The 15,644-nt window shown below is 63.6% G+C and carries 17 protein-coding genes; 10 read left to right on the forward strand and 7 right to left on the reverse strand.

Annotated elements, in window-relative coordinates; translation table 11 throughout:
- Positions 1-320 precede the first annotated feature (320 nt).
- The 3 genes from cueR (at position 321) to BCO18175_RS33040 (ending at position 1,570) form a co-directional block, all read left to right on the forward strand.
- Positions 321-725 (forward strand): Cu(I)-responsive transcriptional regulator, encoded by a 405-nt coding sequence (gene cueR / locus BCO18175_RS33030; protein ID WP_174987219.1) that lies wholly within the window; start codon positions 321-323, stop codon positions 723-725.
- Between the two features lie 215 nt (positions 726-940).
- A complete protein-coding gene (locus BCO18175_RS33035; RefSeq protein WP_006478295.1) occupies positions 941-1,087 on the forward strand; it encodes a DUF3563 family protein in 147 nt (48 codons plus the stop codon).
- Positions 1,088-1,201: 114 nt separating this feature from the next.
- Complete coding sequence (locus BCO18175_RS33040) at positions 1,202-1,570, forward strand: hypothetical protein (protein ID WP_174987221.1); 369 nt, start codon at positions 1,202-1,204, stop codon at positions 1,568-1,570.
- A gap of 15 nt (positions 1,571-1,585) precedes the next feature.
- Here BCO18175_RS33040 and BCO18175_RS33045 read toward each other — a convergent pair whose 3' ends face one another.
- Both BCO18175_RS33045 and BCO18175_RS33050 read right to left on the reverse strand, forming a co-directional pair.
- Positions 1,586-2,431: a 23S rRNA (adenine(2030)-N(6))-methyltransferase RlmJ gene (locus tag BCO18175_RS33045; protein WP_174918912.1), complete on the reverse strand. Its 846-nt coding sequence runs from the start codon at positions 2,429-2,431 to the stop codon at positions 1,586-1,588.
- A gap of 112 nt (positions 2,432-2,543) precedes the next feature.
- Positions 2,544-3,515 (reverse strand): potassium channel beta subunit family protein, encoded by a 972-nt coding sequence (locus BCO18175_RS33050; RefSeq protein ID WP_174974845.1) that lies wholly within the window; start codon positions 3,513-3,515, stop codon positions 2,544-2,546.
- Between the two features lie 165 nt (positions 3,516-3,680).
- Here BCO18175_RS33050 and BCO18175_RS33055 point away from each other — a divergent pair, with 165 nt between their 5' ends.
- Positions 3,681-4,469 (forward strand): 3-hydroxybutyrate dehydrogenase, encoded by a 789-nt coding sequence (locus tag BCO18175_RS33055; RefSeq protein ID WP_174987223.1) that lies wholly within the window; start codon positions 3,681-3,683, stop codon positions 4,467-4,469.
- 118 nt (positions 4,470-4,587) lie between these two features.
- Here the strand turns inward: BCO18175_RS33055 and BCO18175_RS33060 are convergent, their stop codons facing one another.
- On the reverse strand, positions 4,588-5,787 hold the full coding sequence (locus BCO18175_RS33060; RefSeq protein WP_043188767.1) for an amino acid aminotransferase: 1,200 nt from the start codon (positions 5,785-5,787) through the stop codon (positions 4,588-4,590).
- 263 nt (positions 5,788-6,050) lie between these two features.
- Here BCO18175_RS33060 and uvrB point away from each other — a divergent pair, with 263 nt between their 5' ends.
- The 5 genes from uvrB (at position 6,051) to BCO18175_RS33085 (ending at position 11,595) form a co-directional block, all read left to right on the forward strand.
- Positions 6,051-8,141 carry an excinuclease ABC subunit UvrB gene (gene uvrB / locus BCO18175_RS33065; protein WP_174918915.1) on the forward strand — a complete coding sequence of 697 codons (2,091 nt, stop codon included), beginning with the start codon at positions 6,051-6,053 and terminating at the stop codon, positions 8,139-8,141.
- Positions 8,142-8,361: 220 nt separating this feature from the next.
- On the forward strand, positions 8,362-8,913 hold the full coding sequence (locus BCO18175_RS33070; RefSeq protein WP_174918916.1) for an iron transporter: 552 nt from the start codon (positions 8,362-8,364) through the stop codon (positions 8,911-8,913).
- 55 nt (positions 8,914-8,968) lie between these two features.
- Entirely contained in the window at positions 8,969-9,301 is a 333-nt protein-coding gene (locus BCO18175_RS33075; protein ID WP_174987224.1) for a cupredoxin domain-containing protein, read from the forward strand.
- Positions 9,302-9,358: 57 nt separating this feature from the next.
- Complete coding sequence (locus BCO18175_RS33080; RefSeq protein ID WP_027784952.1) at positions 9,359-10,201, forward strand: FTR1 family iron permease; 843 nt, start codon at positions 9,359-9,361, stop codon at positions 10,199-10,201.
- A complete protein-coding gene (locus BCO18175_RS33085; protein WP_174987226.1) occupies positions 10,198-11,595 on the forward strand; it encodes a 4Fe-4S binding protein in 1,398 nt (465 codons plus the stop codon). The genes BCO18175_RS33080 and BCO18175_RS33085 overlap by 4 nt, the downstream gene beginning before the upstream one ends.
- Before the next feature lie 274 nt (positions 11,596-11,869).
- Here BCO18175_RS33085 and hemP read toward each other — a convergent pair whose 3' ends face one another.
- From hemP to BCO18175_RS33100, 3 genes are all read right to left on the reverse strand, one after another.
- Entirely contained in the window at positions 11,870-12,115 is a 246-nt protein-coding gene (hemP, locus tag BCO18175_RS33090; protein WP_174918918.1) for a hemin uptake protein HemP, read from the reverse strand.
- Positions 12,116-12,253: 138 nt separating this feature from the next.
- The gene (locus tag BCO18175_RS33095; RefSeq protein WP_174918919.1) at positions 12,254-12,736 is read right to left on the reverse strand and encodes an SRPBCC family protein; all 483 of its coding nucleotides are present in this window, start codon (positions 12,734-12,736) and stop codon (positions 12,254-12,256) included.
- Positions 12,737-12,835: 99 nt separating this feature from the next.
- Positions 12,836-13,708 (reverse strand): pirin family protein, encoded by an 873-nt coding sequence (locus BCO18175_RS33100; protein ID WP_174987228.1) that lies wholly within the window; start codon positions 13,706-13,708, stop codon positions 12,836-12,838.
- 122 nt (positions 13,709-13,830) lie between these two features.
- Between BCO18175_RS33100 and BCO18175_RS33105 the strand changes: the two genes are divergently transcribed.
- A complete protein-coding gene (locus BCO18175_RS33105; RefSeq protein WP_174987230.1) occupies positions 13,831-14,805 on the forward strand; it encodes a LysR family transcriptional regulator in 975 nt (324 codons plus the stop codon).
- A 410-nt stretch (positions 14,806-15,215) separates the two neighbouring features.
- Here the strand turns inward: BCO18175_RS33105 and BCO18175_RS33110 are convergent, their stop codons facing one another.
- Positions 15,216-15,644, reverse strand: coding sequence for an ExbD/TolR family protein (locus BCO18175_RS33110; RefSeq protein ID WP_021163407.1), 429 nt, complete (start codon positions 15,642-15,644; stop codon positions 15,216-15,218).

Below are 15,644 nucleotides of genomic sequence, written 5' to 3' on the forward strand. Positions count from 1 at the left end.
GACCGTGAAACGACTCTACGCCGATGATAGTGCGGATTCCCGTGTGAAAGTAGGTAATCGTCAGGCTCCCTAAGCCAAGAACCCCCGCCCGAAAGGCGGGGGTTTTTGCATTTCAGCGACAAAAAACGCACGTGCGGTAGGAGAAGTGCGCTCCATTCATCACGTGCCCCTGGCTCGCACGCCAGATCACTCGGCTGCCATCCCGCAGTCAAGCCTTACCCCGGAACGAAACCACGCGATTTGATACGATCGAAGTGCCGTCGGCGATTGCAGTCGTCGACGTTCATGTTCGAAACCAGGGCTTGATGGAGAGGGCGGGAATGAATATCGGCGACGCGTCGCGCGAATCCGGAGTCAGCGCAAAAATGATCCGGTACTACGAACAGGTCGGCCTGCTTGCGCCGAGCAAGCGTACCGACGCCGGCTACCGGATCTACGGCGCAGACGAAATCCATATCCTGCGTTTCATCCGTCAGGCGCGACGCCTTGGCTTTCTCGTCGAGGACATCCGCAAGCTGTTGATGCTCTGGCAGGACCGCTCCCGCGCGAGCGCAGAAGTGAAGTCGATTGCCCTCGAACACGTGGCCGAACTAGACAAGCGCATCACGGAGCTGAGCGACATGCGCGACACATTGGCCGATCTCGCTGCGCACTGTCATGGTGACGGGCGGCCCGAATGCCCGATTCTGGCGCGTCTGTCCGACCCCGTCGATGAACCAAATTAGTGCGCACACTCGAGGTCAAAAACAGGCCTCGATTCTATTTTTATAAAAATCAACAGGTTACGCTAGGTCGGCGACCGGATATTCCGAAATGGAATGGCTTCCATGCAAGTATTTCACTAGCATCTTGGTGCGGCATCGCTATAATTCGGGATAACCCTATACGGGAAATCCCTGAACACCGATTCACCAGGGGTCCCCCTTCCTTGGAGAACGTCATGATCGCCTACATCGTCGAAAAGCTGAGCAACTGGTTCGAATCCGCAGAACGTGAACGCCGTGAGGCTTACCTCGCTACGTCGTCGGACATCGTCCAGCTCGAGAGCCGCATCCGCTCGCTCGAAACCAACGGCTACTCGCTGTAATCGGAGTCACCGTCAGGTGTCACGTGGCACCGAACGATAAGCAAGCCCCGTATTTGACGGGGCTTTGTTTTTTGTGCGCCGGATCTGGCGCAATCGTCAGTGCAGCGCTATGGTATGCACCTGCTTTTCATCCTGAAGGACACGATCATGCGTTTGCGTCTCGATGTGCGTCGAAGTGCCCGCGCGCGTCTCGTTCTGGGCGCGGCGGTACTTGTCCATGGACTCGCGGCCGCGGCCGCGACGTCGTCCAAACCGCTGATTCTTGATACGCAACGCGGTATCCAGGACGGCAAGGGTGGGTTGGTGCTGCAGACGGCGCCGTTGTCTTCCGAGCCGATCGTCGAGCCGGCACGCATGCGGGCTCCGGCCGGGCAGGCGCCGAACACGTCGGTTCCGCTGTTCGTCGCGCCGTATATCAATGTTCCCGCGTGGGGTGGGCAACCGGCCAACCAGCCAAGGCCCGCGCCGCGACCTCAGCCATAACAGCCAGTCGCCCGATCAGTTTCCGCGGTGCTCGATCTGGCAGCGGGCGCCGCTATCCTGTCCCAGCATCTCGACCAGATAGGGCAGTGCCTCGTTCATGCTCTGGGCGAGCGTATACGGCGGATTCAGAATGAACATCCCGCTGCCGTAGAGACCCAGCCCGTCAGTCGGCGGATTCGACACCGTCAACGTCAGGTGCAGCCAGTTGTTCGGTTGCAGGCGCTTCAACTGCTCGGGAAAACGCTGCGATTCCGTCCGGGTCACCTGCGGGTACCAGATTGCGTAGCAGCCCGTCGCGAAACGCTTCAGACACTCCGTCACGCACGCTACCGTGCGCGCGTAATCCTTCTTGTCCTCGTAGGACGGGTCGATCAGCACGAGTGCGCGTCGCGGCGGCGGCGGCAGCAGCGCCTTGATGCCTTCGAAGCCATCGCCTGCGAAGATCATCGCGCGTCGCCCCGCGTCGCGGAAATTGTGGCGCAGCACGTCGATTTCCGTCGTGTGCATTTCGAACAGGCGCATGCGGTCCTGATCGCGCATCGATCGCCACGCGATGTACGGGGAACCGGGATAGAAGCGGAGTTCACCGTCGTCGTTCAGCGCGCGGACTTCATCCACATAGTCGCCCAGCGCTTCCGGCAGGTTCTTTTCGTTCCACAGCCGGCCGATGCCTGTGTCGAATTCCGACGTCTTCGCCGCATAGCCGTCGCGCAGCGAGTACACGCCGGCACCTGCATGCGTGTCGATGTACCAGTAGGACTTGTCTTTCTTGTTCAGGTAGCGCAACAGCTGGACGACGACGGCGTGCTTGAGCACGTCCGCGTGGTTGCCTGCGTGAAAACCGTGACGATAACTGAGCATGGCGGGCTGCCTGAAACGAAAGGTGAATCGATGAAAGCGATCGATCGTGCGCGGCCGTCAGGCCGGGCGCCGATGCGGGCCGCGTATTGTACGCGAGTGGCCGTGCATCGCCTTATTCGTACGCATCGCCGACCACCTCTTCAATGCGTTGCTTCACGTCCGGCGTCAGCTTCGCGGCAACGTCGAGCGCGCGCATGTTGTCACTGATCTGCTCGATCCGCGATGCGCCCGTGATGACCGAACTCACGCGCGGATTCGCGAGCACCCACGCGATCGCGAGCTGGCTCGTGCTGCAGCCGAGCTCGGCCGCAATTTCGCCGAGCCGTTCGACGATATCGTTGGCGGCCTGATCGGTCAGGCGGTCGCGCATCCAGTCGTAACCCTGCAATTGCGCGCGGCTACCGGGCGGCACGCCGTTACGGTACTTGCCGGTGAGCAGGCCCGATGCAAGCGGGCTCCAGGTCGTGAGGCCGAGGCCGTAGTCGTCGTAGAGCCGCGCATATTCCCGTTCGACACGTGTGCGGTGGAATAGGTTGTACTGTGGCTGTTCGACGACCGGCTTGTGCAGGTGATGTCGTTCGGCGATCTCGCACGCGGCGCGGATCTCTTCGGCACTCCATTCCGACGTGCCCCAGTACAGCGCCTTGCCGCGCACGATCATGTCGCTCATCGCCCAGACGGTTTCCTCGATCGGCGTGTTCGGATCGGGGCGATGGCAATAGACGAGGTCGACATAGTCGAGCTGCAAGCGGCGCAGCGAGCCGTCGATGGCGTTCAGCAGGTATTTCCGGTTCAGCGTGTGATACTGGTTCGGCGCTTCGGCGAGCCCCCAGAAGAACTTCGTGGACACGATATAGCTGACGCGCGGCCAGTCGAGCGACTTGAGCGCGTGGCCCATGATTTCCTCGGATTTGCCGCCGGCGTAGACCTCGGCGTTGTCGAAGAAATTGACGCCTGCGTCGCGCGCCGCAGCCAGGCATTCGCGCGCGACCCGCTGGTCGACCTGGTTGCCGTACGTCACCCACGAACCGAGCGACAGCGCGCTGATCTGCAGGCCGGAGCGGCCTAGCCGTCGATAGTGCATGCGAATCTCCTGCGTGAGGGAACCGACCTTAAGCTTAGACGTTTTGCGCGCGAACGGCGGGGCCGATCGTGCACAATGACGGCTGGCCCGCCAGTACGATCGCGCGACGGTAGCGGATGCGGCGGGTGTGTGCTTTTATCGATCCGACAACGGGAGGAGACGGACATGGCAGCAGATCTGAGCGGCAAGACCGCAGTCGTCACGGGCGCCGCGAGCGGCATCGGCAAGGAAATCGCACTCGAGCTCGCGAAGGCGGGCGCGGCCGTCGCGATCGCCGACCTGAACCAGGACGGCGCAAACGCCGTTGCCGACGAGATCGTCAAGGCGGGCGGCAAGGCGATCGGCATCGCGATGGACGTGACGAACGAGGAAGCCGTGAACAGCGGTATCGACAAGGTGGCCGAAACGTTCGGCTCGGTCGACATCCTCGTGTCGAACGCGGGCATCCAGATCGTCAACCCGATCGAGAACTACTCGTTCTCCGACTGGAAGAAGATGCAGGCGATTCACGTCGACGGCGCGTTCCTGACGACCAAGGCCGCGCTCAAGCACATGTACAAGGACGATCGCGGCGGTGTCGTGATCTACATGGGTTCGGTGCACTCGCACGAAGCGTCGCCGCTGAAGTCGGCCTATGTGACGGCCAAGCACGGCCTGCTCGGCCTGGCCCGCGTGCTGGCGAAGGAAGGCGCGAAGCACAACGTGCGCTCGCACGTCGTGTGTCCGGGTTTCGTGCGCACGCCGCTGGTCGACAAGCAGATTCCGGAGCAGGCGAAGGAGCTCGGGATCAGCGAAGAGGAAGTGGTGAAGAAGGTAATGCTCGGCAATACGGTCGACGGCGTGTTCACGACCGTTCAGGACGTCGCGCAGACGGTGCTGTTCCTGTCGGCCTTCCCGAGCGCCGCGCTCACGGGCCAGTCGGTCGTCGTCAGCCACGGCTGGTTCATGCAGTGAGGCGGGCGCGGGCGATGTAGCCGCCCGCCGGCGAACGGCATAAAAAACGCGCTCCACGGAGCGCGTTTTCATTTCAGCGGGGCGGGGCCGATGACGGCTGCCGCCCGCTTACGCCGAGTTACTTCAGGACGGCTGCGACCGCATTGGCGACCGCGTCCAGGTTGCGCGTGTTCAGCGCGGCGACGCAGATCCGGCCCGTGCCGACCGCGTAGATGCCGAACTCGTCGCGCAGGCGATCGACTTGCGCCGAGGTCAGGCCCGAGTACGAGAACATCCCGCGCTGCTCGTTGATGAAGCTGAAGTCGCGATCGACGCCGCTGGCCTTCAGGCGCTCGACGAGACCGTTGCGCATCGCGCGGATGCGATCGCGCATTTCACCGAGTTCCTGCACCCACGAAGCGTGCAGTTCCGGCGATGCGAGCACCGCTGCGACCACGGCGCCGCCATGGGTCGGCGGGTTCGAGTAGTTCGTGCGGATCACGCGCTTCAGTTGCGACAGCACGCGCGTTGCTTCTTCCTTGCTCGACGTGATGATCGACAGTGCGCCGACGCGCTCGCCGTACAGCGAGAACGACTTCGAGAACGACGACGACACGAATGCGTTCAGGTCGGCCGCGGCAAACAGGCGCACGGCGGCAGCATCGGCCTCGATGTTCTCGCCGAAGCCCTGGTAGGCCATGTCGAGGAACGGTACGAGGTTGCGCGCCTTCACGACGTCGACGACCTGTTGCCATTGCGCTTCGGTCAGGTCCACGCCGGTCGGGTTGTGGCAGCACGCGTGCAGCACGACGACCGTGCCTGCCGCGTAGCCGTTCAGTGCCGACAGCATGCCTTCGAAGTTCACGCCGTTGGTGGCAGCGTCGTAATACGGGTACGCAACGACTTCGAAGCCGGCTGCTTCGAACAGCGCGCGGTGGTTTTCCCAGCTCGGATCGCTGATCGCGACCTTCACGTTCGGGTTCACGGTGCGCAGGAAATCGGCGCCGATCTTCAGCGCGCCGGTGCCGCCCAGTGCCTGGGCCGTGACCACGCGACCGGCTGCGATCAGCGGCGAGTCGTTGCCGAGCAGCAGCTTCTGCACGGCCGCATCGTAGGCGGCGATCCCGTCGATCGGCAGGTAGCCGCGCGGCAGGCCGGCCTCGACACGCACCTTCTCTGCTTCGCGAACCGCACGCAGCAGCGGAATCTTGCCTTCTTCGTTCGTGTACACACCGACGCCGAGGTTGACCTTGGTCGGACGCGCATCGGCGTTGAAGGCTTCGTTCAGGCCCAGGATCGGGTCGCGGGGAGCAAGCTGGACAGCGGAGAAGAGCGACATGATGATTCGGCAGTAGTGAAAAGAGGGTCAGGCTTTCAACAGGCGGGGCGGGCGCGGCGGACCGCGCGCAGGCAGGCACGACGCCGGAAAGCGCAGCAGCCTGACATTGTAGCGAATTCACGCAGGCGGGGGCGGCGTTTCAGCGGCGAAATTCGGCCGGGAATCGCGATTCCCGGCGGCCGTCGCGCGTCAGGAGCCGACAGCAGTTCGCGAGGCCGCGAAGCGCTAGAATGCTTTCTTTGCCCTCGCTCCGGCCGCATTCCATGTCCGAACATAAAGCCGAAACCGGCGACGCGCTCGACGAATCGAAATTCGTGACCTTCGAAGGGTCGCCGTTCCAGCTGTATCAACCGTATCCGCCCGCAGGCGACCAGCCGACCGCGATCGAGACGCTCGTCGAAGGGGTCGAGGACGGTCTCTCGTTCCAGACGCTGCTCGGCGTGACGGGCTCGGGCAAGACCTTTACGATGGCCAATACGATCGCGCGGCTCGGCCGCCCGGCGATCGTGTTCGCGCCGAACAAGACGCTCGCCGCGCAGCTCTACTCGGAATTCCGCGAGTTCTTCCCGCGCAACGCGGTCGAGTATTTCGTCTCGTACTACGACTATTACCAGCCTGAAGCGTATGTGCCGCAGCGCGACCTGTTCATCGAAAAGGACTCGTCGATCAACGAGCACATCGAGCAGATGCGGCTGTCGGCGACGAAGAGCCTGATGGAGCGCCGCGACGTCGTGATCGTCGCGACGGTGTCGGCGATCTACGGTATCGGCAACCCGTCCGAATATCACCAGATGATCCTGACGCTGCGCACCGGCGACAAGCTCGGCCAGCGCGACGTGATCGCGCGGCTGATTGCGATGCAGTACACGCGCAACGACCAGGATTTCCAGCGCGGCACGTTCCGTGTGCGCGGCGACACGATCGACATCTTTCCGGCCGAACACGCGGAGCTGGCCGTGCGCGTCGAGCTGTTCGACGACGAGGTCGAGACGCTGCACCTGTTCGACCCGCTGACGGGGCGCGTGCGACAGAAGATTCCGCGCTTCACCGTGTATCCGTCGTCGCATTACGTGACGCCGCGCGACACCGTGATGCGGGCGGTCGAGACGATCAAGGACGAACTGCGCGAGCGCCTCGAGTACTTTCACAGCGACGGCAAGCTCGTCGAGGCGCAGCGCCTCGAACAGCGCACGCGCTTCGATCTCGAGATGCTGCAGGAACTCGGCTTCTGCAAGGGCATCGAGAATTACTCGCGGCATTTCTCGGGCGCAGAGCCCGGCGATCCGCCGCCGACCCTCGTCGACTACCTGCCGCCCGATGCGCTGATGCTGCTCGACGAATCGCACGTGCTGATCGGCCAGTTGAACGGCATGTACAACGGCGACCGCGCGCGCAAGGAAAACCTCGTCAACTATGGCTTCCGGCTGCCGTCGGCGCTCGACAACCGGCCGCTCAAGTTCCCCGAGTTCGAACGCAAGATGCGCCAGGTCGTGTTCGTGTCGGCCACGCCGGCCGACTACGAGAAGCGCGTGACCGGGCAGATCGCCGAGCAGGTCGTGCGGCCGACGGGCCTCGTCGATCCGGAAATCGAAGTGCGGCCGGCGAGCTCGCAGGTCGACGACGTGCTGGCCGAGATCAACGCGCGCGTGAAGGCCGAGGAGCGCGTGCTGATCACCGTGCTGACGAAGCGCATGGCCGAGCAGCTCACCGAGTTTCTCGCCGACCACGGGGTCAAGGTGCGTTACCTGCACAGCGACATCGATACGGTCGAGCGCGTCGAGATCATCCGCGACCTGCGGCTCGGCACGTTCGACGTGCTGGTCGGGATCAACCTGCTGCGGGAAGGGCTCGACATTCCCGAGGTGTCGCTCGTCGCGATCCTCGACGCGGACAAGGAAGGCTTCCTGCGCGCCGAGCGCTCGCTGATCCAGACGATCGGCCGTGCGGCGCGGAACGTGAACGGCAAGGCGATCCTGTACGCGGACAACATGACCGAGTCGATGAAGCGCGCGATCGGCGAGACCGAGCGCCGCCGGGCGAAGCAGATCGCGCACAACGAAAAGATGGGCATCACGCCGCGCGGCGTCGTGAAGCGCATCAAGGACATCATCGACGGCGTTTACAACGCGGATGAGGCACGCGCCGAGCTGAAGGAAGCGCAGCAGCGCGCGAAATTCGAGGACATGTCGGAAAAGCAGCTCGCCAAGGAAATCAAGCGCCTCGAGAAGCAGATGGCCGACTACGCGAAGAACCTCGAGTTCGAGAAGGCCGCCGCGACCCGCGACCAGCTTGCGCTGCTGCGTGAGCGCGTGTTCGGCGCGAACGTCGGCGATCACGTCAACGGCGGCCGGTAAATCTTTCCAAGCGTCACCGAAACCGTGCGGTAACGAGCCTGTAAGCCTTGTCGGATCAGGGGTTTACACGGCTCCCCGTTTGTTCGGAAACAGGTTCGGTGCTAAACTCCGCAATTATTGAGAATTGTTCGCATTAACGTTCTTCATCGCGTTAGTGTTTTCGGCGGGCAGGCCTGGCGGCCGGTCCGCATGGTTCCAGATCAAATAACAAGGAGTGTCCATGTTGGGTTCTTCGTTCATCCGCACGACGGTTGCGGTAGCGGCGGCGCTTGCCGCAATGTCGGCCTCGGCTGCCGAATATCCGATCGGCAAGCAGCAGATCCAGGGCGGCATGGAAATCGGCGCGGTGTACCTGCAGCCGATCACGATGGACCCGGAAGGGATGATGCGCAAGGCGTCGGATTCCGACATCCACCTCGAGGCCGACATCCATGCGGTCAAGAACAACCCGACGGGTTTCGCGGAAGGCGACTGGATGCCGTACCTGCAGGTCACGTACAAGCTGACGAAGCAGGGCGACACGAAGTGGAAGGCTGAAGGCGACCTGATGGGCATGGTTGCGAGCGATGGTCCGCACTACGGCGACAACGTGAAGCTGAACGGCCCGGGCAAGTACCACCTGACGATGGTCGTCAAGCCGCCGATGCAGACGGGCCACATGGCGTTCGGGCGTCACATCGACAAGGAAACGGGTGTGGGCGCGTGGTTCAAGCCCGTTACCCTCGAGTACGACTTCCCGTTCGCCGGTATCGGCAAGAAGGGCGGTTACTGATCGGTGGCATCACGTACGGCGCGCTTCGGCGCGCCGTCGGCGTAGAGAACCCAGAATGAAAATTCCCCAGAAAATCGTTGTCGCAGCCGCTGCGTTGTGGCTTGCCGGCGCAGCGCACGCTGCCGATCTGCCGACGTTCAAGCTCGAGATGACGGACGGCAAGCTGAATCCCGCCCGCATCGAAGTGCCGGCCGGTCAGCGTTTCAAGATCGAGATCAAGAACACCGGCAAGGGCGCCGCCGAATTCGAGAGCGTGCAACTGCGCAAGGAAAAGGTGCTCGCGCCGGGCGCCGATTCGTTCGTGGTCGTCGCTCCGTTGTCACCGGGTGAATACAAGTTTTTCGACGATTTCCACCAGCAGGCGCAGGGCGTGATCGTCGCGAAGTAACGCGTTTTATCTGCGCGCAGGCCACCTGCCCGGTGTACTGCGCGTCAGGAGGTATCGATGGGTCAGATCTTGTTCATCGTCTGGCGGGAGAGCGTCGAAGCGCTGCTCGTCGTCGGCATTCTCTATGCATGGCTGAAAAACGGCGACGACGACGCGCGCCGCGGCCTGCCTTTTCTCTGGGCCGGCGTCGGTGTCGGCCTGCTGATGGCCGTCGGCCTCGGCGCCGCGCTGGTCGGTTTCACCGAAGTGCTGTCCGGCGACGCGCAGGACTACTTCCAGACGGCCATGGTGCTGATCGCATGCGTGCTGATCGTGCAGATGGTGCTGTGGATGCGCCGGCACGGCCGCACGCTGAAGCGCGACATGGAACAATCGCTGCAGCAGAGCACGCGTGATTCGAACTGGTGGGGCGTCGCGGTGCTGGTCGCGCTCGCGATCGCGCGTGAAGGCAGCGAGACTGTGATCTTCCTGTACGGCCTCGGTTTCGGCCAGTCGGGCCATGTCGATGGCAGCCAGATGCTCGCGGTCGTGATCGGCCTCGGTCTTGCATTCCTCACGTTTTATCTGCTGCAACTCGGCGGCAAGTACTTCTCGTGGCGGCATTTCTTCCGCGTCACCGAAGTGATGCTGCTGTTCCTCGGCGCAGGCCTGTTCCAGACCGGTGTCGACAAGCTGATCGACAAGGAAATCCTGCCGCTCGGTATTTCGCAGGTGTGGGACACGTCCGCGATCCTCGATGATTCGGGCACCTTCGGCTCGCTCGTCGCAACGCTGACCGGCTATCGTGCGCACCCGGCACTGACCAACCTGGTCGCTTATGCGGTGTACTGGGCGGTGGTCTGGCTGCTGATGAAGCGCGCGAGCCGTCGTCCGGCCGTCGCTGCAGGTCGCGCGGCATGAGCGTTGTCGCCGCAGCCAAGCAGGGCTGGCTCGCGCAGGCCGGCCAGTGGATGCAGCGCCATGGCGCGCTGATCCGCGGCATCCAGTGGGCCGTCGTTGCGATCTATGCGTTCCTGATCATCGTGCCGGCGGTGTTGCCGCTGCCGGACGACTCCGCACACCTGTGGAACAACCTCACGCTGATCGCGCAATTCACGTTCTGGGGCATCTGGTGGCCGTTCGTGCTGCTGTCGATGGTGATGCTCGGCCGTGTCTGGTGCGGCGTGCTGTGCCCGGAGGGCGCGCTCACCGAATTCGCGAGCAAGTTCGGCCGCGGCGGCCCGATTCCGCGCTGGATGCGGTGGGGTGGCTGGCCGTTCGTCGCGTTCGGGCTCACGACGATCTATGGGCAGATGGTGAGCGTGTATCAGTACCCGCTCGCGGTGCTGTTCGTGCTCGGCGGCTCGACCGTCGGCGCGATCGTGATCGGTGTGCTGTACGGCCGCGAGAAGCGTGTGTGGTGCAAGTACCTGTGCCCGGTCAACGGCGTGTTCGGGCTGCTCGCGCGGCTCGCGCCGATGCGCTACAAGGTCGACGAGGATGCATGGCGCCGCTCGTACAAGAACGGCGAGCATGGCCATCGCGTGATTCCGATCAACTGCGCGCCGCTCGTGCCGTTGCGCAACATGAAGGGCGCGGCGGACTGCCACATGTGCGGCCGCTGCAGCGGGCACCGCGACGCGATCTCGCTGTCGTTGCGCTCGCCGTCCGACGAAGTCGTGAACCTCGGCGCGCAGCAGGCGAACCCGTGGGACACTGCGCTGATCCTGTACGGCCTGCTCGGCGTCGCGATCGGTGCGTTCCACTGGACCGTCAGCCCGTGGTTCGTGCAGATCAAGCAATGGCTCGCGGGCTGGCTGATCGACCATGACATCACATGGCCGCTCGAAACCAATGCGCCGTGGTTCCTGCTCACGCACTACCCGGATCGCAACGACGTGTTCTCCTGGCTCGACGGGGGGCTGGTCGTCAGCTACATCGTCGGCACGGGGCTCGTGTACGGCACGGCGCTGCTGGTGCTGCTGGCCGGTGCCACGCTGATGCTCGGCCGCTTCGATCGTGTGCGGTTGCATCATCTCGCGCAGGCGTTGATCCCGATCGCAGGTGCAGGCGTGTTCCTTGGCCTGTCGGCCACGACGCTGTCGTTGCTGCGTGCCGAACATGTGCCGCTCGGCTGGGCGACCGATGTGCGCCTCGCGATTCTTGTCGGCGCCAACGCATGGAGTGCGTGGCTCGCGTGGAAAGTGACGGGGCGCTATGCGGGCTGGCCGCGCCGGCTTGCGGCATTTGCGTGGTTCGCCGCCGCGCTTGCCGTCATCGACAGCGCATGGTGGTTGATGTTCTGGGGTTTCTGAAGCGGATCGCGTGCCGCTTCGGCGGTCACGCATCGACGCGGTAACGAACCTGGGCGGGGTACTTTACGCATTGGCCGCCCAAACAAAAAAGCGACACGTCGGATGACGTGTCGCTTTTTTTCTTCCTTGTGCGAGAACCAAAAAAAGTGGCTTGGCTTGCTGCAACGGCTGCTTGAGTGTGTTTGCACGAAGGGGTCTAGATCTCGCGTGCAAGCCGTTACGCTGGCTACTGCCCAACACCTCTCAGGGAGGTGGTCCCCACAATACTCTGTCGTTACTTCGTCAGGATCAGTTTGCCGAGCCGTGTGGCGCGCAACTGATAAGTCTCTCCGTTATGCGCGATGCTGACGTGGCTTTGGCCTTGCAGCAGCGCATCGCTGCTGACGACCCGCGTGCCTGCATCGCGGTTGCCGGCGGGTTTCGCCGGCGTGGTGACCGCTGCCGTCTTCTGTCGGCTGCTGCCTGCGGTGCCGGTCGTGTGGCGCAAGGTCAGCGTGGTCGGGCGCATGGTGTCGGTCATTCGGTTGATCGGTGACTGTCGATACGATGGAATGAATTCTAAATGATAACTATTCCCATTTACAAAAACTCTTTATCGATCGGAAAGGTGAACCTGATAGCTTGAGTCAAAGGGGCGGCCCGCAGGCCGCCACCGGGTTCAGTGCAGCGGATCGGGGGCTTTGCGGCCCTGCGCGTATTCGCGGATCAGGCGGACCGTGTCGATATCCGACGTGCGGTACGCTTCCTTGACGATCCCGTGTGTCTGACGCGCGTCTTCGCTGTCGTCCGTGACGACGAGCGTCGTGCGGTATTCGAAACGCAGGAACAGCTCGTGGTCGTCGCGTTCCTCGATCGTCATCGTCAGCGAGCCGCCGATCTCGCCGTCGGCGGCGAGGATGTCATAGCGAACCTGCTGATTCGGCGTGAACGTGACGCGGTCGCGCACGGTCGCGTGACCGTAGTGCAGCTCACGTTCGAGCGTCGTGTCCGTCCGTTCGTGGACGACACAGCTGTCGAGACCGAGCACGAACAGTTGCGGCTGTTCGGCGCGCAGCACGAGACCTTCCCAGAGCTGGTCGCGGGTGAGGGTCGGCACGGCCGGATCGTCGGAATTGATCTGGATCAGATGTTCGAAGTTCAAGGGGACGGGTTCCTTCTGGTGGCGGGCGGCCACATGGTTCAAGAAGTCATTGTGACGCAAAACGGGTGGTTTCGCGGCACGTGCGCGCCCGTCCGGGCGTCATGCTTCGATGCGGCCCATGCGACCGGTCTGGTAGTCGACGACCGCCTGCCGGATCTCTTCTTCGGTATTCATCACGAACGGGCCGTAGCGGACGATCGGCTCGTTGAGCGGTACGCCGCCGATCAGCAGCAGGTCGAGCGGCGCGTCGCCGGCAGCGAACGTGACCGTGTCGCCGTCGTCGCAGTACACGACCATATGCCGTGCGTCGACCGCCTGCCTGGCGGGCCCGTAGAGGCCCGTTCCGTCGATCGGATAGGCGAACACACGATAGCCTGCAGGAACGGACTGCGTGACCGTTGCACCGGGTTGCAGCGTGAAATGCTGGTAGAGGATCGGTGTACGTGTCTCGATCGCGGCGCGGACGCCGAACGCTTCGCCGGCGATGACGCGCACACGTGCGCGGCCGTCAGGTGACGTCGCGGTCGGGATGCGGTCGGCCGGGATCTCCTGGTAGCGCGGCGCGATCAGCTTGTCGCGCCGCGGCAGGTTGACCCACAGCTGGAAGCCGTGGGAGCGCCCGCCCGTCTGCGCGAATTCCGGATCCGGCATCTCGCTGTGCACGACACCGGCGCCTGCCGTCATCCATTGGACGTCGCCCGGGCCGAGCGTGCCGGCATGGCCGGACGAGTCGCGATGGCGGAAGCGCCCGTCGAGTGCGTAGGTCACGGTCTCGAAGCCGCGATGCGGATGATCGGGGGCGCCCTTGGCCTCGCCGGGCGCGTAGTCGACGGGGCCCATTTCGTCGAGCAGCAGGAACGGATCGAAATCCATCAGCAGCCGGGTCGGGAACGGGCGGTGAACCACGAAACCGCCGCCTTCGGTCGTGCGAAGCGCGGGGTACGTGCGGTCAAGCGAGCGGGCGGTCGTCATGCGGATTCCCTCGAAATGATCGGAATAGCGTTATTTTTGAAACATAGCGCTATTATATTGGGCGTTTTACCGTTCGATTCGCGACGGTTCGCAATGGATTGTTCTGAAAATGGAACGATGAGATGAATATCGATGCACATAACCTGAACGACCTGATGTACTTTTCGCAGGTCGTCGAACACGGCGGTTTCTCGGCCGCGGAGCGCGTGCTGGGCATCTCGAAATCGCGCCTGTCGCGGCGCCTGACCGAACTCGAGGCGGCGCTCGGCGTGCGCCTGCTGCAGCGCTCGACACGCAAGCTCGCGCTGACCGAGGCAGGGGAGCTGTTCTACCAGCATTGCCAGGCGATGCTGGCCGAAGCGCAGGCCGCGATGAACGCGGTCCAGCAGTTGCGCTCGTCGCCGCGCGGCTCGGTGCGCGTCAGCGTGCCCGTGACGCTGTCGCAGACGATGCTGTCGCGCATCCTGCCCGAATTCCTGCGCCGCTATCCCGAGGTGAAGGTGCACGTCCGCGTGACGAATCGCGTGATCGACCTGTTCGAGGATTCGATCGACGTCGCGCTGCGCGTGCGCTCGGAGCCGCCGCAGAACGCGAACATCGTCGTGCGGCCGCTGTGGCGCACCGAGCAGATGCTGGTTGGCGCGCCGAGCCTGCTGAGCCAGAATGCGCCGCCGCTGGTGCCGGACGACCTGAGCGGATTCGAGACACTCGATACGCCGAGCGTCGACGGGCGGCACGTGTTCAACCTGATCGCGCCGGACGGTACGCGTCACGTGCACGAGCACGAGCCGCGGCTCGTAACGGCCGACCTGATGACGATCCGCGAAGCCGTGCTCGATGGCCTCGGCATCGCGGCATTGCCGGAGATGATGTACGGCAACGCGCTGCGCGCGGGGCAACTGTCGCCCGTGATGCCGGGCTGGACGCTGCCGGTGCCGCAACTGTACGCGGTGTTCGTGTCGCGGCAGGGGATGCCGCCCGCGGTGCGTGCGTTCGTCGACTATCTGGTCGAGAAGCTCGATCACGGCGCCTACAAGGATCCGGGGTGCCCGGAGCGTGCGAAGAAGGAAGCGGCGGCCGATGTTTCGGCGACCTGAACACGACGTGCACGGCGAGGCAAATTTGTTTTGTCATTGAAGCGTCGCCTGCAATCGCAAGTTTCAATCGCCAGAACCTTGAATGCGCGGGCGCGCGGGCCTATATTGAAATCCCATTTCGTGAAGGAAGTTCTGAGCGAAATCAGGTGGCCGCATATATTGCGAGCCAGATAGGGCAGAACGCGCAGTCCGTGCAGACCACGGCAGAGTCGCATTTGCGTTGCTCGAGGCGCAACCGATACCGCCAAAGAGCCCGCCGCCCGAAGGCGCCCGCGTGCGCATGAAAAAAGGCCTTCATCTGGCGATGAAGGCCTTTTACTTTGTGCGCGGCCGGCGAGGCGCGGCCGGCGAGGTGCGGCCGGCTAGGTACGGCCGACGAGGTGCTACCGGCACCTCGTACAGCGCGTGCGTTACTTCGCTTTCGCGGTCGGCTCCGTCACGAAGCCGAGCTTCGTCAGGCCGCCTGCCTGTGCATCCGACATCACTTCCGCGACGTGTTCGTAGGCGACCTTGCGGTCGGCACGCAGGTGCAACTCCGGTTGCGGCGTGCGCTTTGCCGCTTCCGCGATGCGTTCCTGCAATTGTTCGCGCGTGACGGTGTGGTCGTCCCACAGGATCGTGCCGTCACCCTGGATCGCGACGTCGACCGTCTGCGGCTTTTCGTCGACGGGCTGGCTGCTGGCGTGCGGCAGGTCGATCTTCACCGCATGCTGCATCGCCGGGATCGTCACGAGGAAAATAATCAGGAGTACGAGCATGACGTCGACGAGCGGCGTCATGTTGATCTCGCTCATTACTGCATCGTCGTCATCGTCGCTGAAACCGGTGTTCATTGCCAT

This window comes from Burkholderia lata, assembly GCF_902499335.1.
Lineage (GTDB): Bacteria > Pseudomonadota > Gammaproteobacteria > Burkholderiales > Burkholderiaceae > Burkholderia > Burkholderia lata_B.